The 21,340-nt window shown below is 52.1% G+C and carries 18 protein-coding genes; 12 read left to right on the forward strand and 6 right to left on the reverse strand.

Annotation, left to right across the window (positions count from 1 at the left end; translation table 11 throughout):
* Nucleotides 1-3: 3 nt before the first annotated feature.
* From K6V21_RS07795 to K6V21_RS07805, 3 genes are all read left to right on the forward strand, one after another.
* Nucleotides 4-906: a hypothetical protein gene (locus K6V21_RS07795; RefSeq protein ID WP_224321429.1), complete on the forward strand. Its 903-nt coding sequence runs from the start codon at nt 4-6 to the stop codon at nt 904-906.
* Between the two features lie 58 nt (nt 907-964).
* On the forward strand, nt 965-2,632 hold the full coding sequence (locus K6V21_RS07800; protein ID WP_224321430.1) for a fimbrillin family protein: 1,668 nt from the start codon (nt 965-967) through the stop codon (nt 2,630-2,632).
* A gap of 80 nt (nt 2,633-2,712) precedes the next feature.
* On the forward strand, nt 2,713-3,789 hold the full coding sequence (locus K6V21_RS07805; RefSeq protein ID WP_224321431.1) for a fimbrillin family protein: 1,077 nt from the start codon (nt 2,713-2,715) through the stop codon (nt 3,787-3,789).
* On the opposite strand, the gene K6V21_RS07810 is transcribed toward K6V21_RS07805, so the two are convergent.
* Complete coding sequence (locus tag K6V21_RS07810; protein ID WP_224321432.1) at nt 3,786-3,971, reverse strand: hypothetical protein; 186 nt, start codon at nt 3,969-3,971, stop codon at nt 3,786-3,788. The two genes, K6V21_RS07805 and K6V21_RS07810, sit on opposite strands and share 4 nt — an antisense overlap.
* Before the next feature lie 37 nt (nt 3,972-4,008).
* On the opposite strand from K6V21_RS07810, the gene K6V21_RS07815 reads away from it, so the two are divergent.
* The 8 genes from K6V21_RS07815 (at nt 4,009) to K6V21_RS07850 (ending at nt 14,321) form a co-directional block, all read left to right on the forward strand.
* Nucleotides 4,009-4,299 (forward strand): hypothetical protein, encoded by a 291-nt coding sequence (locus K6V21_RS07815; RefSeq protein WP_224321433.1) that lies wholly within the window; start codon nt 4,009-4,011, stop codon nt 4,297-4,299.
* Nucleotides 4,284-4,613 carry a type II toxin-antitoxin system RelE/ParE family toxin gene (locus tag K6V21_RS07820; RefSeq protein ID WP_224321434.1) on the forward strand — a complete coding sequence of 110 codons (330 nt, stop codon included), beginning with the start codon at nt 4,284-4,286 and terminating at the stop codon, nt 4,611-4,613. Before K6V21_RS07815 ends, K6V21_RS07820 begins: the two co-directional genes overlap by 16 nt.
* Before the next feature lie 316 nt (nt 4,614-4,929).
* Nucleotides 4,930-7,002, forward strand: a complete 2,073-nt coding sequence (locus tag K6V21_RS07825; RefSeq protein ID WP_224322013.1) for a leucine-rich repeat protein — start codon at nt 4,930-4,932, stop codon at nt 7,000-7,002.
* A gap of 16 nt (nt 7,003-7,018) precedes the next feature.
* Nucleotides 7,019-9,472 carry a leucine-rich repeat protein gene (locus K6V21_RS07830; protein ID WP_224321435.1) on the forward strand — a complete coding sequence of 818 codons (2,454 nt, stop codon included), beginning with the start codon at nt 7,019-7,021 and terminating at the stop codon, nt 9,470-9,472.
* A gap of 155 nt (nt 9,473-9,627) precedes the next feature.
* Entirely contained in the window at nt 9,628-10,491 is an 864-nt protein-coding gene (locus K6V21_RS07835; protein WP_224321436.1) for a DUF4469 domain-containing protein, read from the forward strand.
* Nucleotides 10,492-10,603: 112 nt separating this feature from the next.
* Entirely contained in the window at nt 10,604-10,753 is a 150-nt protein-coding gene (locus tag K6V21_RS07840; protein WP_224321437.1) for a hypothetical protein, read from the forward strand.
* A 188-nt stretch (nt 10,754-10,941) separates the two neighbouring features.
* Nucleotides 10,942-12,555, forward strand: coding sequence for an AAA family ATPase (locus tag K6V21_RS07845; protein WP_224321438.1), 1,614 nt, complete (start codon nt 10,942-10,944; stop codon nt 12,553-12,555).
* Nucleotides 12,556-13,139: 584 nt separating this feature from the next.
* Nucleotides 13,140-14,321, forward strand: coding sequence for a helix-turn-helix domain-containing protein (locus K6V21_RS07850; protein WP_224321439.1), 1,182 nt, complete (start codon nt 13,140-13,142; stop codon nt 14,319-14,321).
* Nucleotides 14,322-14,431: 110 nt separating this feature from the next.
* Here the strand turns inward: K6V21_RS07850 and K6V21_RS07855 are convergent, their stop codons facing one another.
* The 5 genes from K6V21_RS07855 to rpoN form a co-directional block, all read right to left on the reverse strand.
* The gene (locus tag K6V21_RS07855) at nt 14,432-16,264 is read right to left on the reverse strand and encodes a 4-hydroxy-3-methylbut-2-en-1-yl diphosphate synthase (RefSeq protein WP_224321440.1); all 1,833 of its coding nucleotides are present in this window, start codon (nt 16,262-16,264) and stop codon (nt 14,432-14,434) included.
* 88 nt (nt 16,265-16,352) lie between these two features.
* The gene (purE, locus tag K6V21_RS07860) at nt 16,353-16,862 is read right to left on the reverse strand and encodes a 5-(carboxyamino)imidazole ribonucleotide mutase (protein ID WP_224321441.1); all 510 of its coding nucleotides are present in this window, start codon (nt 16,860-16,862) and stop codon (nt 16,353-16,355) included.
* Nucleotides 16,863-16,943: 81 nt separating this feature from the next.
* Nucleotides 16,944-17,324 (reverse strand): glycine cleavage system protein GcvH, encoded by a 381-nt coding sequence (gene gcvH / locus K6V21_RS07865; RefSeq protein WP_224321442.1) that lies wholly within the window; start codon nt 17,322-17,324, stop codon nt 16,944-16,946.
* A gap of 71 nt (nt 17,325-17,395) precedes the next feature.
* Nucleotides 17,396-18,061 carry a membrane protein gene (locus K6V21_RS07870; protein ID WP_044263772.1) on the reverse strand — a complete coding sequence of 222 codons (666 nt, stop codon included), beginning with the start codon at nt 18,059-18,061 and terminating at the stop codon, nt 17,396-17,398.
* A 23-nt stretch (nt 18,062-18,084) separates the two neighbouring features.
* Complete coding sequence (gene rpoN / locus K6V21_RS07875; protein ID WP_044263770.1) at nt 18,085-19,575, reverse strand: RNA polymerase factor sigma-54; 1,491 nt, start codon at nt 19,573-19,575, stop codon at nt 18,085-18,087.
* A 387-nt stretch (nt 19,576-19,962) separates the two neighbouring features.
* On the opposite strand from rpoN, the gene K6V21_RS07880 reads away from it, so the two are divergent.
* Nucleotides 19,963-21,336, forward strand: coding sequence for an aminopeptidase P family protein (locus K6V21_RS07880; protein ID WP_217716051.1), 1,374 nt, complete (start codon nt 19,963-19,965; stop codon nt 21,334-21,336).
* Nucleotides 21,337-21,340 lie beyond the last annotated feature (4 nt).

Consider the following 21,340-nt stretch of genomic DNA (forward strand, 5'->3'; position numbering starts at 1 on the left):
TCTATGAAGACCTTCCTGAAATATACTGCCTGCCTGCTCGTAATCGCTGCACTGGCGGGATGCAATAAAAAAGAGTTGTACACACATGAAGAATTGTACAACGCCTCTACGTTACTGAAGGTTGACTGGTTGGGCGCCTCTCCGACAGCCTCCACCTTGCAACTGCATGTGTGGAGCGTCGCTGAGGCCATTGCGGTCGATACTTTATTCTGTTTAGCCTCCGATGCCACAGTGCGTCTGGAATTGCCGGAAGCGGAATATGCAGTCGTTGCCACTCACGATGCCGCCCACATCCGTTTTGATGGCGAATGTTTCTGCCTTGCGACGGATGCCGGAGGATTACTTTCCGAACCGGGTGAATTCAGTGCGGGCGCCGGTGTCTTCTGTCCGGTGGCACAGCAGGAAAATACATATGTTCTCCAATTGTTCTCCTTTACCCGGAAGTTGGCGCTCCGTTTCCGCCTCGACCGTGAGGCGGACGGACGCATAGCTTCCATCAATGCCCGCCTTGGCGGTATGGCTTCCGCCCGCCGGCTGACGGACCGTACGACCACGCGCGACGGGGCAGGCATCGTGGAGATAGCCGTGGAGCGTGAAGATGCTTCCGGCATGCGTGCCGCAGATGAGGACGGCATCTTCTTTTCCGGCAGCCGCAATCTGCTGGGCGTCCATACTAACGAACGGCAAATACTTACCCTGACGCTGCACTACACGAATGGTGAAGAGGAAACGCTGGAACAGGACCTGTCCTCTTACTTGCAGGATTTCAACAATTACGCTTCCGGTTCTGTGGAAGACCTCACCTTGAATGCCGGGATCACGATTGCCGGGCAGCCGGGAGTATCAGCCACCCTCGGTGACTGGAAACCGGGGACGGACAGTGACTTGGATGCAACGGAAAAATGAATGGGTGACGAGCTACAAGTGACGAGCTACGAGCTACAAGTTTAATAAAATCATAGATATGAAGAAATACCATTTACACCTTGCAAGCCTCTTACTGCCTTTCTGCCTGTTGGCGGGCGGTTGCAGTGAAGAGCGTGCGGAAGGCGACGCTCCGGAAGCTCCGGTGGCAGTCAGCCTGACGGCAGGCATCGGAGACATTACGGTGACGCGTGTTGCTGACGGAAAGTGGGAGGCAGGCGATGCCATAGGCCTCTGCATGAATGCTGCCGGAAGCACAACGACCTCCAATGCAGTCTTTAACTACCGCTACTCCGTGGTCGCGGCCGGTTCCGGGGGCAAATTGCAGCCGGAGGACGAAGCCAATACCGCCTATTTCCCTGCAGACGGCTCACAGGTAGATTTTCTGGCTTACCACCCTTACGCGGCCGGAGCACTGACAGAAGACTTCCATCTGCCCGTAGATGTCAGCCACCAGCCGGCCACCGACCTGCTGACGGCCCATGCCGATGGCTACAATCGCAACCGTCCTTCCGTAGCGTTGGCTTTCGGCCATTGCCTGGTGAAGGTTATGTTCGTATTGAAAGGCAGCGATACTATAGAAGACGCCTTGCTGGCCGGTGCCCGGCTCACCATCAAAGGGATGGACACAAAAGCCGTCTGTCTGCTGACTGACGGCAGTGTTTCCGGTGCCTCCACACCTCAGGACATTGCTGTTCCGCTTAGTGCTGCGGGTACTTCCGGCACAGCCATCGTTCTGCCCCGTGCCGCTGCTACGGGTGTCAGCTTTGTGGTGACCCTGGCGGACGGCAAGGAGTATACCGCCACCATGAGCGGAACACAAACGCTGGCAGCCGGAACGCAGAACACGTTTACCCTGACCTTGCGCGGCACTCCTGAAGAACCGGACGAAGCGGTCATATCCGCTACCATCGAGCCTTGGACGGACGGCATCCATACTTCCGCCGACGCTTCACTCGTGGAAGTGAAGACTACGAAGGACGCGGCGGGAGGCACCACCGGCGGCTCCGGCGGCAGCACGCCGGACGCTGGCAGCGGTTTTAAACCGGGCGATGCTTTCACCCTTTGGGCGCAGCGCATCGAAGGTGCAGGATATGCCTTTACGCTGGGCGATGATAACCGTTGGGGCAGTACCCCCGTGCTTTACTGGGATGTGCTGAAAGAGGAACAAACCACTTTCTTTGCCCTGCACACTCCGGCAGATGTGCCTTCCGGCAACCGGATGCCCGACCTGCTGACGGCCCGTGCCACCGCAGAGCGCCTGGCTCCCGTTTCGCTGACTTTCCGCCATCTTGCCGCACAACTGAACGTGGTGCTGAAAGCCGGTGCGGGTATGACGCAGCCGGAAGTGGAAACCGCCGTCGTCACCCTGCCGCAAGCTCTTGCCGACTACACGCTGGAAGGCATCACGCTGAAGCCGGGCGACACCCGCAAGGACATCACGCTGGCGGGCGACAAGGATAAACGGCGGGCATTGCTTGTGCCGCAAACCATTGCCGCAGGCGAAAAACTGCTTGCCCTGACCATCGGCACCCAACCCTATTACCTGAAAGCGACGGACACGAACGGTGTGTTCGAAAGCGGGAAGAGCTATACCCTGACCGTCACCGTGAACCGCACGGAAGCATCCATGACCGTAAGCATCGGCCCGTGGCAGGAGGGGGGAGAGAGTGAAGGGGATGCGGGGATGGAAATAGGTATTAAGTAATAGGTATTAAGTAATAAGTATTAAGTATTGGTGATAAGGTGATTTATAAAATATATAAACTATTAAAACATTTAAAAGACATGAGAGCAAGTAAGATTTTAGTGGCTACGGCCATGGTAGCTGCTACTTTCGCCCTGAGCGCGTGCAGCAACAGTGACGAACCGGAAGTGGTGGACATCACGAAACCGATTAGTCTGGAAATTGGAGTAGGCAACGCAACGCAGACACGTGTGGCTATTGTGAACCCTACAGATTTTGAGGCGGGCGATGCCATCGGTATTTATCTGGCAACTGCGGACAAGAATGCCGCTCCGAATGAGAATGATGCGGTGAGTGCCGAAATCAATGCCGGTAAGGCCGTCAACAACGTGAAGTTTACTAGAACTTCCGGTGGCTGGGACGGTGACATCTATTGGCAAAATACCTCGCAGTGGCATACGCTGTATGGTTATTACCCATACGACGGTAGCTTGACGGGTACGTCGACGGAAAAAGACGTCACGGTTGCCGCAGACCAGCATGCACAAGGAACGGTGAGTGGCACCACCAACGTGCCGGGTGCAGGTTATAAGAATGCCGATTACCTGTGGGCAAAGAATACCGCTGTACTGGCAACCACCGGTGCGCAGCCCATGAATTTGCAGCACATGATGAGCCGCATCGTCATCAAGCTGACGGCAGGCGATGACCTGTCGCAAGATGAATTGGCGGCATTGGCTCCCAGCTTGAAGATTGTGAATAAGGATGATAGTGGTAATGGGAAAACTCCCCTGAACGGAACGTTCGAAATAAAGGACGGGACAATAGCTGCCACATCATCACCGACAAAAACAGCGGAGATCACTCCTTATCGTGTAGAAGGTACTGTGTCGGGTGGTACGGATAAAGAATATACCTATTATGCCATCTTGCTGCCGGGCACTTCCTTTACTAAAGATAAGGACTTCGTACAGCTGAAAGCGGCTGATGAAACCACTTACCTTTATAAGCTGGGGACTGCCAGCGACCTGACTACGGTAGCCGGCAGTGAGTATACTTTTACTTTAAAGGCCAACAAGACCGGCATCAGCCTGAACAACTTTACAATCAAGAAGTGGAACAACGGTGGTAGTACCAACGGTGGTGCCGATATGGTGGTTCCCGAGTCTAAGCCTTAAAGACGCTTCTGCTGATTGTAAGCGGTATATCCTCTTTGCAATTTCAGGATAGCCCTCCGCCCCGGACGTCCTGCGTCAAAGTCCGGCGCCGCCCGCTTCGCAACGGGGGCGGAACTAACAAAACAAAAAACGCTCTTTGACATGCTGGAATAACGGATAAGTATTGTTATCTTTGTCATCATAAAGCATTTAGTGATAGGAAGAAAGGAGACTATGGATATGAGAACAATAGATTTAGACGCATACCGCAACGAACTGGCGCGGCAGATACTCAGTACGGACGACCTGGAAGTGCTGAAGAAGGTGAAGAAGTACTTCGCACGTGTTGCTAAAGTAGAAGACACTGCCGCTGTGGCGGAAGAAAAGGAAGACCTTACGCCTTACACGATGGAGGAGATAAACTCTTGGATAGATGAGGGAGAGGCGGAGGAAGAAGCCGGAATACCGGGAATACCCTGGCAGGAGGCAAGGGCTGATTTGCTAAAGGAATGCCCATGGCTATGCAAGTAATTTTAAGAAAGAGTGCCAACAGGCAGTTGAAGACTGTCACGATACAAGGAGAAAGATTGTTTGGAACAATTGTGGCGCAACGCCTTTTCTGTGCTATTGACCATCAGATAGAGTTGCTTGCCGCCAATCCTTATATGGGACATATAGAGCAATTGCTCGAAGCGCGACGCCTCACTTATCGTTCGCTTGTGATACACGAGCATTTTAAGTTGATATACTATATTGATGAGAAAAAGAGTATCCTCTATATAGTAGCATTATGGGATACCCGCCGTGAGCCTTCCGCCTTAGTGCGTGGCATACACAGCAAATAATCCCGCAAAGAAATACCCTTACTTTTATCCGTCCCGCCGTTTCGCCCTTTTCCGCAAGGAAAGGCGAAGCGGCGGGACGGTTCCGTTATTTCCGGTCTCATGTTGAAGCAGCGTTTCCGCACGCCCCCATCCGTACAGATGCCCGGCGCGCACCGAAAGAGGAAACAATGTAAAAACGAACCATGATATGAGAACGAAACAACGATTAAGCGCTTTGCGGAAGAGGCTGTTGACGGCAATGCACCCTGTCGCCCTGCTGTTGCTTGCCGCCTGCCTCCCCCTGCTCAACGCCTGCCGGACGGACGACCTGCCGGGCATGGACAATGGCGGTGACGACACCCCCACGACCACCCCCGAAGAACTCGTAGGCAAGCCCGTCTGCTTTGGCGGGCTGACGGTGACGGAAGTGACCACCGATGCCGCCACCCGTGCCACCACCCGCACCGCTACCGATTACAACGAACCCGGCGCCACCATCACCGTCCGGATGACCGTGACCCCCACCGGCAATGGTAAAAGCGGCACCGGAAGCACCACCACCTATGCCGACTACACCTGTACTGCCGAAGGCTACTGGATACCCGTAGACAAACCCCTTTACTGGGCCGACGCCACCTCACAGCACACCTTCATCGCCTACTCGCCCGCGCTGAGCAACGAAGAGAAGAAAACCGGCGGACGCACCACCATCTCACTGCCCCAGACATGGATAGGTTCCCTGTACGACTACTACAGCGAGTATATGCGGAGCGCCGACCTCAAAACCACCCCCGTGCCCAGCGTCTCACTGACTCTGAAACTCCTGCTGGTACGTGTGCAGGTGAGCATGCAGGACGATGCGACCACTTACGGCCAAAACCTCACCATGCTTATGAAGACCCGGGGCACACTCTCTGCCGATGGCACCGTGAGCGTTCCTGCTGATGCCGACAGCCCGGTTCGTGAAGTATCGCTTTGGAAAGACGGCAACGTGTTTCGAGGATACCTCCTGCCCGGACAAGCCTACGCACAAGGCGAAACGATACTCTGTTATGGCGAAGGCGGCACAACGAATTCGAAACTCTATAAGGCCACGGCCGCCATCACTGCGGCTGTGGGCAACCAACTGAACTTTACCGTAGCGGCCTTGCCCGGCTTCACGGTAGATGCGGGAAATCAGGGAGGCGGCCTGAAAGCGGCTATCGAGGCGTATGAAAAGAACAATGGAGGCACCTGTCCTCCCCGCATTGTGATAACGGGCAAGCTGGATATAAGCGATATGAGAACCCTTGCAGCACTTGGAGACGAGGGCAAGATTGTGTCGGTGGACATGAAGGATGCAAGTGTGGAAAAAACGGCTTTTGGTAACGACCCGTTTCAGAACCCCAATGCGGCTAATATCCCCTTTTATAGCGGAACTCCCAGAGCGGGCATCAAGAACCTCATACTGCCTCGCTGGCTGAAAGCGGTTCCCAGATATGCATTCAACAACTATCTTTTTGACAACGTCGTGTTGCCCGAATCTTTGGAGGCGTTGGGACATAATGCTCTCTATACCCGTAACAGCACGGTGGAGGTGCCTGCTACGTTTAATCAACCGTCATCATCAGGAACCGATAGATACTACAGCGCTTTTGTCGGTTACTCAAGGCTGACCACCGCCATCGTGCATTGCCCGTTGGAGAAGCTGGGGGAATCAGCCTTTAGGGCTACTCCGTTATCGCAGATTATCCTGAAGGACGATGCGCTGAAATCGACAGCGGTGAAGAGCGCCGCCTTTTGGGAATGCACCAACTTGTCGAGCTTGGACTTCCTGCCTTCGTCGGTGACGACGTTGGGAGAGAATGCGTTTTATGGTTGCGGATTTACCTCATTGGACATCCCGGCTCATTTCACGAAGGTAGGGATCGCTGCTTTCTCCTCTTGCAGCAACCTGCAAAGTGTCACTGTGCGTGCCAGGATGGATGAGTGGGGAAGAGACATTTTTTATAACACTTCCCAATTGACCCAAATTACCTTTGCCGATGATGCGCTGCTGACCGAGAAGTTCAGTGATGACGTGTTCCAAGGTTGTACCGGCCTTACTTCCATAGAGCTGCCTCCCAAGATTACCGAAATATCTTCCGGTCAATATTCATACTTTTTCAGTGGTTGCAGCAACCTGGAGAAAATAGCCATAGACGGCTCGATAGCCATTACGGGAAAGTTACCTCAGTCACAATATGGCCCTAAATCTGCCGAACTCTTCCTCTACAACCCCTCCCTGGGGCAGACGGGCGACCACGTGACGAACTTTGCCGGCGACACCAACTGGGCGGAACATTCCTGGGCCAATGTGCACTGGGGCTACAAAGGCAGCGGTGATAAGTTCGATGCAACCAACTACAAGTATCACAAGAAGACCAATTAACTAAAAGCACTCCGATATGAAACCAACCCGATACACCCCTCTATACCTTCTGCTTGCCGCCTTGCCGCTGCTTGCCACCGGATGCGACCACGAACAGGACCCTGCCCCGGCGCAGAAACAAGCCGTCGATTTCACCCGCATCACCACCCGCACCGCAGGCGGAACCGCGCTGCCGGGCGACTTTGCCGACTACGGCACCCTGCACGCCGCCATATCTTCTGGCAACGGCACCCCGAAAACCGCTACACTGACTTATAACAGCTCATCCACCACCTGGACTTGCACCCCTGAACTCTACTGGCCGAGCGTCACCCACAACACCCTCACCCTGATGCGTGGCAGCGGGGGAGACTTCACCCTGCCCGCCGACTTGGGCGCCGCAGCCTCCACTGCCTCCAGCGCCTCCGTCACCAACTATGCCCTGAACGACCGCCTCTGGTTGGGCTACACCGGCTCCATTCCCTCCACTTCGGCCTCCCCCTGGCAACTGGAGCACCGCATGGCGCAGATACGTGTGGAGCTGACCATGGCCGAGGGAGTGACATTGCCTTCGGGCGCTTCACCGCTGACCTCCGCCACCGTCAGCATGACGCTGCCCACCGCCGGGCACTTCGATGCCGGCACCGGCGTCGTGTCTCGCCAACAGGGCGGCGGCGCTACCGGTGAAGTGAAGTTCTATCAGCCCGATCCGTCAGAAGCCGTCTTCTATGCCGTGGCGCTGCCGGGAGCCACCGATACGCGCGAAATCGGCATCACGCTGGGCGGACAGGAGTATCATTACCTCGCTTCCTCCCCCATCTCCCTCACCGCCGGCAGCTGCCACAGTTACAAGCTGGCACTGACCGACCGCATGGATGTGCAGTCCCTGAGCGTGAAGACGGAAGGAGAATGGACGGACGTAACGGTCGGCATCAAGGCCGAGGAGAACGAGTACACGTGTACCACCACCTCTGCCGGAGGGCTTGCCATCGAATTGGCCAAGACAGCTAATATCTATGCGAAAGTCATTGTAAACGTGGCGGCCATGAATGAGGATGACTGGAATGCGTTGACTGCGTTTGTAAATGACAGGACGAAACCCGCCGGTGATTTAACCATCAACTATACGGGCGACAGCGAAGTGGAAATCCCGAGCTACTTCACCCAAACTACTGATGGCCCAATTACTATCTCCTCCCTCACCCTGCGGGGAAATCTTAAACTTGCAAGCTTCAGCTCTAATGGCTATCTGACCAAGCTGGTTATAGGGAAATCGACGAACGGGAAAGCGCCGGTTATCGTCATAGGATGCTTCTATAATTGCGGTTTCTTGAGGGAAGTGACGATAGAGGGGGTGACGTCTTGGGCAGAGAATTCTTTTTTGAACTGCACCAATCTGGCATCGGTAACGCTGACGGAAGGCGTGACAACGATAGGCAGTTCTGCCTTCGAGGGCTGTACGCAGTTGACGAGTATCGCCATCCCGAAAGGGGTGACGTCTTTGGGAGATAAATCTTTTTATGGCTGCACCAATCTGGCATCGGTAACGCTGGCGGAAGGCGTGACAACGATAGGCAGTTCTGCCTTCGAGGGCTGTACGCAGTTGACGAGTATCGCCATCCCGAAAGGGGTGACGTCTTTGGGAGATAAATCTTTTTATGGCTGCACCAATCTGGCATCGGTAACGCTGGCGGAAGGCCTGAAAACGATAGGCTATTCTGCCTTTAGGAACTGCCCGTTGACGAATATCACCATCCCGAAAGGGGTGACGTCTTTGGGAAATTATTCTTTTTATGGCTGCACCAATCTGACATCGGTAACGCTGGCGGAAGGCTTGACAACGATAGGCAATTCTGCCTTTAGGAACTGCCCGTTGACGAATATCACCATCCCGAAAGGGGTGACGTCTTTGGGAGATTATTCTTTTTATGGCTGCACCAATCTGACATCGGTAACGCTGGCGGAAGGCTTGACAACGATAGGCTATTCTGCCTTTCAGAATTGTACCACGTTGGGAGGCTCCATTACAATTCCTTCAACAGTGACTTCCATCAGTGAATTTGCATTTGGGGGGACTGCATTGACAAGTGTTTATATCTATGGAAACATGACTTGGAATGATTCATTTTATGACCCCAATGCCGCTTTTGATGGTTGTACAAAATTGGAGACTATCGTGCTGGGCAGTGATGTAGTCTCTTTGGGCTCAGCGACTTTTCGCGGTTGCAGTGCGCTAAAGAAGATTGTTTTAAATGGCACTTCGGCTATCACCTGCCCTACCGGATGGGGCGGAGTATTTTATAACACACCTACAACTACTGCTTCCATTTACCTCTACGGAAGCATGGACGCCTCAAGTGCTGACGGATGGAAATCTCTGGGCGGCAAAACCTGGGGGAGCGTGCACTACGGTTTCAGCGGTACAGCTTCCAATATTGAAGACCTGCTGGACGAGAGCAAATATTCGAGTACCGTCGCCGTCTCCCCATAACCGGGGCAGCAATCCGTATATCCGCCTCCGTTCCCCCTCCCTGCATCGGTGCAACCATCCCCGGGGGGAAGCGGACGGCAGCTTTTCAGCCCAAGGGATGCCACACCGCAATCAACGAGAATAATTATTCACCCTCTAAACCATCAAAAGTAACAATGGCAAAGAACTCACAACGAGCCAAGCTCGTACTCAAAGCACGTGAAAACCTGCTTACGAAAGACGTTAAGAACGACTTCTACCTCACCGTAAAGTCGCAACGCACCCTCACCCTGGCCGACCTCGCCAAGGAAGTAGCCGCCACGCACGGCCACCAGAACGAGAGCGAAGCGGAAATGCTCGCCCGCGAAATCCTGGAACTCGGTGCATGGTACCTCTCCAACGGCTTCGGCATCACCACCCCGCTGGGCTACCATCACGCCACCGTCAGCGGCACCCTGCTGGACAGCGAACTCAACGCCGCCCCCGACCGTACGAAGTTGAAATTCGGCATCAGCTACGCCATGAGCGACCTCATGCGCAAGTTCCTCGATGAAGCCGAACTGGACCTGGAGATAGACAAAGCCAAGACCGGCCCGCAACTCTTCTCCGTGGTCAGCGCACAGGACGCCCAGCACCCCGATGCAGCCACCCGTGGCGACAGCGTACCCGTGGCAGCCGGCGAAGCCTGCATCCTGAAAGGCCGTAACCTCAAAGTAGGCGGACCCGCCGAAGCCAACGCGGGCGTCACGCTCACCCGCCAGGACAAGCAGGGCGTAACCCCGGTATTCATCCCCGCCGCACGCCTCTTCCCCAATACCCCCACACAGGTAGGCTTCGTGATGCCCGCCGGAGCGGAAGAAGGCTCCGTATGGCAAGTGAAGCTCTGTACGCAACTGGGCAGTAACGGCGCACAACTGCTGAAAGAACCCCGCACGGTGACGATGGATGATAACTTCGTGGTAGGCCAGCCCGCCGAAGATGTCCCCGGTGGCGGTGGTAGCGGAAGCGGCGGTGGACTGGATGAAAATCCGCTGGGCTAACGTGGCTTGCGTCAGGAGGCTGACGGGCACTTTGTCAGGAGGCTGACGGATGCTTTGTCAGCAGGCTGACGTGAACTCCGTCCCCATCCCTGCCTTATTGCCCTGTCACCTTATGACTCTTATAACCACTGCTTATGCATTACTCCCCCGTCCTAAACGACCTCCTGCTCATCCTGCTCCCTGCGACACTCTTGGTGGTGCTGTGCGTGGAGGCATGCTTCGTCATCCGGCTCGTGCGCCGCAACCGTCGTCGCCGCCGTGAACTGGAACGCCAGGCACGCGAACTGGACTGCCGGCTGCGGGAGTTGATGAAATGACGGATATGTGCCTCTTCCGGTTCGCTTGCACTTCGTAACTCTTTCTCCCCTCCCACCTGTTGCATATCCATGAACAATTCGTATCTTTGCGTGTATATATCTGACGGTAAACATCATTAAACCAGATTGCCCCATGAAACAGTACCCCAAGTTTTTCAATACAGCCGGGCCCATTAAGCCGGAGATACATTACAATGTAGACCCTCTCGCCCGCATCAATATCGAAGAGATAGAGCAACTTATCTATCAACAGAAGTTCTTCGTCCTCCATGCCCCCCGTCAGACCGGAAAAACCTCCTGCCTGCTGGCCCTGCGCGATTATCTGAACGCCCGCGGCGAGTTCATCGCCGTATACGCCAATGTGGAAGCGGGACAGGCGGCACGAAACAATGTGGAAGAAGTGGTGCGGGCCACCACCGCCGCCATTGCCAGCCGTGCGGGCACTGTGTTGGGCAACGACATGCCGGAGAGTTTGCTACAGGACATCGTGACCAAGGGGGTACCCGCAGCCTCCCTGCTCACCGCCTATCTCAAATCCCTTTGCGAAGCCCTGCCCCGTCCACTCATCCTTTTCATTGACGAGATTGACGCCCTGATTGGCGATTCGCTCGTCAGCGTCCTGCGCCAGATACGTGCCGGATACGACCAGCGTCCCGAGCACTTCCCGCAAACCATCATCCTCTGCGGCGTGCGCGACGTGCGCGATTACCGCATCGTGCTTTCCAATCAGGACATCATCACCGGAGGCTCCGCCTTCAACATCAAGGCAACGTCCCTCCGCCTTGGCAACTTCTCCCGTGAGGAAATCCACGACCTGTATATGCAGCACACCGCCGCTACCGGTCAGGAATTCGACCCCGGGTGCTTCCCCCTGATATGGACCGCCACCGAGGGACAGCCCTGGCTGGTGAATGCTTTAGGTTACGAAGTCACCATGGAAATGAAGGAGAACCGCGACCGCACCGTCCGCATCATCCCCGAAATGATATACCGTGCCCAGGAGCGCATCATCTACCGGCGCGATACGCACATCGACATCCTCATCGACAAACTGCGCGAAGACCGCGTGCGCAGCGTCATCGCCCCCATATTAGCAGGTGAAGACGGCGAAGTGGAGGCACACCTCAAAACCGACGACATCCAGTATGTGGAAGACCTCGGACTCATCGTTCGCGACCGCCCCCTGCGCATTGCCAATGCCATCTATAAGGAAATCATTCCCCGTGAACTGACTTGGGCACGCCAGCAGACCCTCATCCAGCAGTCCGCCTGGTATATCCGCCCCGATGGCAGCATCGACATGGAGAAACTATTGCTGGACTTCCAGCAATTCTTCCGCCAGAACGCCGACTCGTGGATTGAGCGGTTCGACTACAAGGAAAGTGGCCCGCAACTACTGCTGCAGGCCTTTCTGCAACGTGTGGTGAATGGCGGCGGATACATCGACCGCGAATATGGTCTCGGCCGTGGCCGCACCGACCTGCTCATCACCAAACCCCTGACCGAACACTACGGCGGCCCCGTGCAGCGCATTGTGCTCGAACTGAAAATCTTGCGCAGCAACACGGAAGCCACCATCGAAAAGGGCCTTGAACAGACCACCCGCTACATGGACCATTGCGGCGGCACCGACCTCGAAGGGCACTTCATTCTCTTCGACCGCCGTCCCGGTCGCTCGTGGGACGAGAAACTGTGGCACTACCGCCGTGAGTACAACGGAAAGATGATTGAGGTGTGGGGGATGTAATAATGCATATACTATTCCGGACATTACTTTTCATCACTGCTTTTTTAGCTTTTCCGGCTGTTCTTTCTGCCGGTGAAGCTAAAAAAGCAGTTGCGAAACCCACCTCCACCATCTTCTACATGGACAGCATCTACGTCACCCGTCCCCACCTTGCCCTGCAGATGCTGGACAGCCTCCGATGCTGGAGCGACGAGAACGGCTATCAAGCCCCCGCCACCCGTTCATACGTCAACATGGTCACCTGCCTTGCCTGCATGGTGGCGGGTCAGATGCGCCCCGCCCGCCACTACGGACAAGAAACCGTGGCCGCCGCCCGCACCGAAGACAATCCGCAGAGTGAACTGATGGCCATCAGCCAGCTTTGCGACATTAACCACTACCTGGGAGATGAAGAGGCCCTGGGATACTGGGCGCAGGAACTGGAGAAACGCAATGCCGAAACTCTGCAAAGTGCCTGGTACGAAGCTTATTCCTCCCTCTTCTACGCCAAAGCCCTGCGGATGCGGGGCGAATTTCTCTCCGCCTGGCAGCACCTGGAAAAGCGGATTCAGTCTCTGGACCAACTGGGAGAGTGGCGCACCAGCATGGAAGTTGAAATGATCCCCCTTGCCGCCGCCTTGCTGGGTGAAATGAAGCGTCCCGACGAGGCCATCGCCTTACTGGAACAATCCATCGCCTTGCTGGAGCAGCCCATCCACTCCGCGGCGCAGCCCGGAACCTCTCAGCGAATGGACGAACAAGGGCGAGCCTTGGCCCTGATGGTTTACTACGAATGCCTGATGAACCAATACCTTGCTACCGGCCGTGTCCGGCAAGCCGACCACTACTACCGTCTCCACCAGGACCTGTCGGCACGTTTCAGCGGTTTGGAGCGGGACGACTATTATCCCGGGAAATATCTGATGCAAGCCCATCGTTACCCCGAAGCCGAAACTTATGCCCGCAACAGTCTGGACGGGTTGTTGCAACACTCCGACAGCATCTCCGAGGCTACGAAAAACTGCATGTCCCTCTTGGCCGATGCCTGCCTTGCACAGGGCAAGAAGGCCGAAGCCGCCACCTTCTACCGCCGTGCACTCATGGTCAGTGACAGCCTGGCGGTGCGCAGCCGCAAGCAGGCATATGTGGAGTATAGCCTGATGAGCAAACTGGACAATTACAAAGATACTATCCGCCGGCAGGAGTCGGAGTTGCAACGCCACCAAGTGACTTTGATGTTCAGCGGCACAGTGGCGTTTCTGGTGTTAGTGCTGATTGTCCTGGGAGTGAGGCAGATGCGACGCCAGCGCCGCTTCAACCGCGAATTGCAGGAAGAAAACCGATTGAAGCAGCAGGCGGAGGATGAACTGATGCACCTGAAAGAACTAATGCAAAACCGTACATTGCCTACTGACGCTGCTCCGGCCGAAGATACCCCGGCCGACATTACGGCTTGCTTGAAGGAATTGGACGAATGGCTGATTGAAGAAAACCGCTTCACACAGCCGGACATGGATATAGAAAAAGCCGCCCGGCATTGTGGCATAACCAAACGCGAACTTGCCGAGCGGTGTATGAAATATAAGGAGAAGTCCTTCAACGAATATCTGGCCGACCTGCGCCTGGATTACTCTTGCCGGAGATTGATGGATGAAGACTTCCCAACCATAGAAACCGTAGCACAGGAGTCCGGATTCGCCGTGAGCACTTTCCTGCGGCGGTTTAAGACCAAATACGAAATGTCACCTACGGATTGGAGAAATCTGAAGAAGGAGATTAGGGATTAAGGATTAGGTATTAAGTATTAGGTATTAATGCCATGCGGTGCAATAGCGCAGCCTACTAATACTTAATACCTAATACTTAATACTTAATCCCTAATCCCTAATACTTTTAATCAATATTCCCCATTCGCCTTAATCAGCTCAATCAGTTTCTCCACCGCCTCTTCTTCGGGAATATTCTTTTCGATGCATTCTTTCTTCTTATACAGACTGATTTTTCCACGTCCGGCACCTACGTAGCCATAGTCAGCATCAGCCATTTCTCCGGGACCATTGACGATGCAGCCCATAATACCTATTTTCAATCCTTTCAGGTGTGAAGTTGCGGCTTTTACACGTGCTATGGTGCTTTGAAGATCGAACAGGGTACGTCCGCATCCGGGACAGGAGATATATTCCGTCTTGCTGGTGCGCACGCGTCCGGCTTGCAGAATACCAAAGGCTGTGGCATCTACTACGGCATGAGTGAGACTTCCCTGGTTGAACAGGAAAATACCATCGCAAAGACCGTCGAAGATAAGTGCTCCCATGTCGGCAGCAGATTTTATCTGCAAGTCCTCCGCTTCATTTTCAGCATAGTGCTGGAAGAATACAACCGGATTTTTCAGTCCTTCCTGCATCAACTGGTGAACTAAGGCACGATGTTCCCCAAGTCGGTTAGGATGGTTACTCTGTGATATAATGACTACTTCCGGATGATATTTCAGACAAGCAATCACTTCTTCCGTTTGTGCCATGTAAGGCATGAACATGAATTTCAAATCGGCTTGGCAATTGCCCATAAGTGGCATCTGCTGGTAATTGAAAGCCGGATAAGTTCCGGGCTCTTCTTCCCATACATCCGCATCCAGGATGTATTCCACTCCTTCTTCACGAATTTCCGGTAAGGCACGTCCGGCGTAGATATAATCCGGAATGAATTGCGGGTTCGTATCAAACTTTCCGTCCATGCGTTCGGCAATGACTACAGGCAGGTGATTCCCACCTATGTTGCGTACGGCAGTTGTCTCACGTCGTGTCGGAGAAAGATAGTTGAAACTTTCCGCTTCCACTCCGGGTATATAAGGATGATCCTGGTGCTGCATGATGTAATCCACCAACTTGCGTGCTACAGGTATTTCTGCTTCCGGAGCTTCGCTCAGAGAAACGCGGATGGTATCACCCAGACCGTCGGCTAGCAATGCACCGATGCCCAGGGCAGACTTGATACGTCCGTCCTCACCATCCCCGGCTTCTGTAACGCCAAGGTGCAGCGGGAATTGCATTCCTTCCTTTTCCATTACGGCAGCCAGCAGGCGAACCGTTTTTACCATTACCACTGTATTGGAGGCTTTAATAGAGATAACAACATCTGTAAAGTCTTCTTTTACACAGATGCGCAGGAACTCCATGCACGATTCCACCATACCTTCCGGTGTATCGCCATAGCGAGACATAATGCGGTCGGACAGTGAGCCATGATTTACACCGATGCGGATAGCTGTATGATTCTCCTTGCAGATATTCAGGAAAGGAATGAACCGGTCATGTATCTTCTGCAACTCTTGTGCATACTCTTCGTCTGTATATTCCAGATGCTTGAAGGTGCGTGCGGCATCTACATAGTTTCCCGGATTGATGCGTACTTTCTCAACGTACTGCGCTGCTACGTCTGCCACTTTTGGATTGAAGTGGATGTCGGCAACCAGTGGAACCATATATCCGTCCCGGCGCAAACCGGCATTGATGTTCATCAGGTTTTCCGCTTCTTTAATGCCTTGTGCTGTCAGACGTACATATTCACCTCCGGCATCTACAATGCGTTTGGCCTGTGCCACGCTGGCTTCTGTATCCTGCGTAGCGGTATTTGTCATACTCTGTATGCGTATAGGATTGGAGCCGCCCATAGGGGTGGCTCCAATATTTACTTCTGATGTTTCCCGACGGGAATAGTTGAATAAATCCACGATGAAAATGATGAATTAAGAATGAAGAATGGAGAATTACCATGCGGCATAATTGCGCAGCCAATTCTTTATTCTTCATTCTTCATTATTAATTAACTTTGTACTCGTACTTTACTTCTTTCAGTTCCTCGTTCGCCTTTACGATTTTCTTTTTCAGCCCTTCTTTGTAGGCTGCAAAAGTTTCAGCGAGATCGGCATCGCTCAAAGCTAGCATTTGTATAGCAAGAATGGCAGCATTCATGGCGCCATTGATGGCAACTGTGGCTACAGGGATTCCGGGAGGCATCTGAATGATAGAGTAGAGAGCATCTACGCCATCCAGCACAGAACCTTTAACGGGAACTCCGATGACAGGCAGTGTAGTGTTGGCAGCGATGACTCCGGGCAGAGCGGCGGCCATGCCGGCGGCTGCGATTATCACCTTAACGCCGCGTCCGCGGGCGTTCTTTGCAAAATCCTCTACAGCTTCCGGAGTGCGGTGTGCAGAAAGAGCGTTCATTTCGAACGGTACATGTAAATCATTCAGCAGTTGAGCGGCCTTTTCCATAACAGGAAGGTCGGAGGTGCTGCCCATGATGATGCTTACTAATGGAGACATAATTATTTAGTTATTAGTGTTTAGTGATTAGTGATTAGCAAACTTCTCAATATCAATTTGCTAATCACTAATCACTAATAGTTAATCGTTAATCAACGCTTTGTAGGCAGCAGCATCCAGTAATGAATCAAAATCTGCATCAGCATCCGGCTTCATTTTGATGAGCCAGCCTTCGCCGTACGGATCTTTGTTTACCAGTTCCGGCTGGTCGGCAAGAGCCTCGTTTTGCTCCAGGATTTCTCCGCCTACGGGCAAGAAAAGATCCGAAATGGTTTTCACTACTTCAATGGTCCCGAATACTTCGTCGGCTGCCAATGTTTCGCCCTCTGCCTGGATATCTACGAATACGATATCGCCCAATTGTGCCTGAGCGTAATCGGTGATACCTACATAAGCTACATTGCCTTCAAGGCGTATCCACTCGTGTTCTTTGGTGTACTTTACATTTTCTGGGAAATTCATGATCATTATTTTTAAAGGTTAATACTATAAGTCTATTTATATGGCTGAAATAACATTCTGTTCTTTACTGCTTAAAATAAGAAAACACGGAACAGGATATTACTCAGTGGATGAAGCACCAATAAGGAGCAAATTAATCCTACGGCAAAACCTACCAGTACCTCTCCCAATGTATGATGCTGTAAAATAATACGTGCTGTGCCCAGGACACCTGCAATCAGGATGAACAGACATAGCCACCATACCGGATTGTATCCGAACAAGGCACTGAAAGATACCAGCCCTCCTACAATAGCCCCTACACCTGCCATGTGCTCGCTTAACTTCCATTTCAGATTGACAACAATGCAGATAACCATCATGATCAATGCAGCAAGAATAATCCCCGTCATGTACCAAGGGATATTCAGGCGGTGCATCATCACCAGGCAGAATACGTATGAAGTAATAGTAAGCAGGAATGGCATAAAGCGCCGCTTACGTTCACCCAAGTCTTCGGGACTGAAACCGTTGATTTTACGGAACAGGAAGATGGTGAGCGTAGGCATAAGAATAGTGAAGCAGTACACTACTCCCAGCACAATCAGCTTATACTGTATAGGCATGATGCGCAGGTACGAGAAAAGGAACAGAATCAGAAACGCCAGGAACGGGATGGAAAACGGCGTGAATATAGCCGATATCACCCGGGCTGTCCGGATTAAGGTTCTGTCTGCTACAATATGTTGTTCTTCCATGAATAGAGTTCTCAAATTAATAATTATCTCCTCAACCTTGCCACCGGTATGTTCAACTGTTGCCTGTACTTGGCTACCGTGCGGCGTGCTATAGGATATCCTTTTTCTTTCAGTATATCCGTCAGTTCATCATCCGTATAAGGTTTCTTTTTATCTTCATTGTCAATGCATTCTTTCAATATCTTACGAATCTCACGTACAGACATTTCCTCACCGTCTTCGGTGACGTATCCATCACTGAAGAAGAATTTCAGTGAATAGATGCCATAGTTGGTTTGCACATATTTGCTGTTGCTGACGCGGGAGATGGTTGAAATGTCCAGTCCGGTACGTTCGGCAACGTCTTTCAATATCATAGGGCGCAACAATGATTCGTCTCCTTCGAGGAAGAACGGGCGTTGCAGGTCGATAATGGCTTGCATGGTAGTCATTAATGTATTCTGGCGCTGCTTCACGGCATCAATAAAGCCTTGTGCTGAATCCATCTTCTGCTTCAGGAACATCATGGCTTCTTTCGACTCTTTCGATTGGTTAGCCCTGTTTTTGGTATGTTCTTCCACCATCTCGGTGAAGTCACGGCTCATACGCAGTTCCGGAACGTTCCGGTTGTTCAGAGCCAGGTTGATGGTGCCGTCGTCGTATGTATCTACAATGAAGTCGGGGATGATCTGTTGCATGTTCCGGCCGATGGCTTCACCCAGGGAGGCACCCGGACGCGGATTGAGTTTGCAGATCTCTTTGATAGCCTGTTCAAAAGCATCTTCTTCCAGTCCGAGCTTCTGCTGTATCTTGTCCCAATGCTTACGGGTAAATTCTTCGTAACATTCGGAGATGATCGCTTCTTCTATATAAAGTAGAGGGTTCGGGGTGAAGTGCTGTTGCTCTATCTTGCGATGAATCTGAATGAGCAGGCATTCTTGTAGGTTGCGTGCACCGAGTCCGGCGGGATCAAAGTCCTGGATGATCTTCAGTGCCTCTTCCAATTCTTCCTGGGTACATTCGATGCCGGCATAGATGGCGAGTTCATCACAGATGCTATCCAGAGACTTACGTAACAGGCCATCGTCATCCAATGATCCGATCAGATATTCCGCCAGTTCACGTTGGTGCTCGGTCAAGTCACGTTCGCTTAGCTGCTCCTTCAGGGTTTCGTAAAAAGAAGTGGCGTCGGAGAAAGGAATTTCTTCGGCCTGTTCACCTTTGCTACGGTTGTTTTCCTGCAATTTGTAGTCGGGGATATCGTCTTCGCTCAGATAGTCGCTTAATGAATCATATTCGTTGGCTCCGTTGTCTTCTGCGGAACCTTCCGTATCGGAATTATCAGAAAAGTCGTCACTTGCCGTATCTTCCTTTCCTTCTTCCAGAGCCGGATTTTCCAGAAGTTCCGCATGTATACGGTCTTCCAGTTCTACAGCGGGCAATTCCAGTAGCTTCACTACCAGAATCTGCTGGGGCGACAGTGTTTGTACCTGTTGCTGCGCTTGAGTTTGTACTTGTCTGGAACCTTGTGCCATACTTATTCTTTTCTTTTACTCGCCGCAAAGATAATGCAAACCGAGACAGAATAAAATGAACTCGTTCATTTTTTATGCCGAGGCGCAACTTATCTTCACACTTTTTGCAAAAATAGTGAATAGTTCGGGAACGCGAAATGTTCTCGGCATAAGTTTTTCATGCAAGCATGAAAGATTGGCGCCTAATTTACATTATCTTTGCTAAAAGCGAAGATAAGCTGTACATCAGCAATAAAAAATAGGCAAGCTTATTTTGTGCTGCTTTCGGTTTGCATTATCTTTAAATAAGATAAGCTGCACCTCAGCATTAAAAATAAGCAAGCTTATTTTGTACTGCTTTCGGTTTGCATTATCTTTGTGCGTATCAACTTAAAAAATTGCAACGTTATGTTTGATAAAGAAACTTATGTGCAGCGCAGAGCCCTGCTGAAAAAAAATATTGGCTCCGGAGTGTTACTATTCTTGGGAAATGACGAACAAGGACTGAATTATGAAGATAATGCTTTCCGTTATCGTCAGGATTCTACTTTCCTCTACTATTTCGGCTTGTCGTTTGCCGGACTTTCCGCTATTATTGACATCGATGAGGACAAAGAAATCATTTTCGGAGACGAACTGACTATCGATCATATTGTATGGATGGGTACGCAGCCGACTCTGAAAGAGAAGAGTGAACGGGTAGGCATTCGGGAGACGCTTCCTTCCGCCGGGATTATCAGCTATCTGCACAAAGCCGTACAAAAAGGTCAGACGGTGCATTATCTTCCGCCTTACCGTCCCGAACATAAGTTGAAACTCATGGATTGGCTGGGTATTCCGCCTGCACGTCAGGAAGGTTCCGTGCCGTTTATCCGTGCGGTGGTGGCACAGCGTAATTATAAATCTGCCGAAGAGATTGCAGAGATAGAAAGAGCATGTGATGTGACTGCCGACATGCATATCAAGGCGATGGAAGTGATTCGTCCGGGTATGTACGAATATGAAGTTGTGGCAGAGATGAACCGTGTAGCCGAAATGAATAATTGCGAACTTTCTTTCCCTACAATTGCCACAATCAACGGACAGACTTTGCATAATCATTATCATGGTAATAGAATTAAATCGGGTGACTTGTTCTTGATCGATGCCGGTGCAGAACTTCCATCAGGCTATTGTGGCGATATGTCGTCTACTGTACCTGCCGATAAAACGTTTACTTCGAAGCAACGTGCCGTTTACGAAATTCAGAATGCTATGCATCTGGAATCTGTAAAGGCTCTCCGTCCGGGTATTCCTTATATGGAAGTGTACGACTTATCTGCCCGCGTAATGGTAGAAGGTTTGAAAGGACTGGGTCTGATGAAAGGAAATGCGGATGATGCAGTGCGCGAAGGTGCCCATGCATTGTTCTATCCCCACGGTCTGGGACACATGATGGGACTGGATGTGCATGATATGGAAAATCTGGGCGAAGTGTGGGTAGGCTATGACGGTCAGCCCAAGAGCACACAGTTCGGACGTAAGTCTCAACGTCTTGCTATTCCTTTGGAACCGGGCTTTGTACATACTGTTGAGCCGGGTATCTACTTCATTCCCGAATTGATTGATATGTGGAAAGAAGGTAAGAAATTCACTGACTTTATCAATTATGACAAAGTGGAAGAATATCGTGACTTCGGTGGTATCCGCAATGAAGAAGATTATCTTATTACAGAAACCGGTGCCCGCCGTTTAGGCAAGAAGATACCATTGACTCCGGAAGAAGTGGAAGCTTTGCGATAGTATC

Origin of the sequence: Bacteroides cellulosilyticus (genome assembly GCF_020091405.1) — a bacterium.
Taxonomy (GTDB): domain Bacteria; phylum Bacteroidota; class Bacteroidia; order Bacteroidales; family Bacteroidaceae; genus Bacteroides.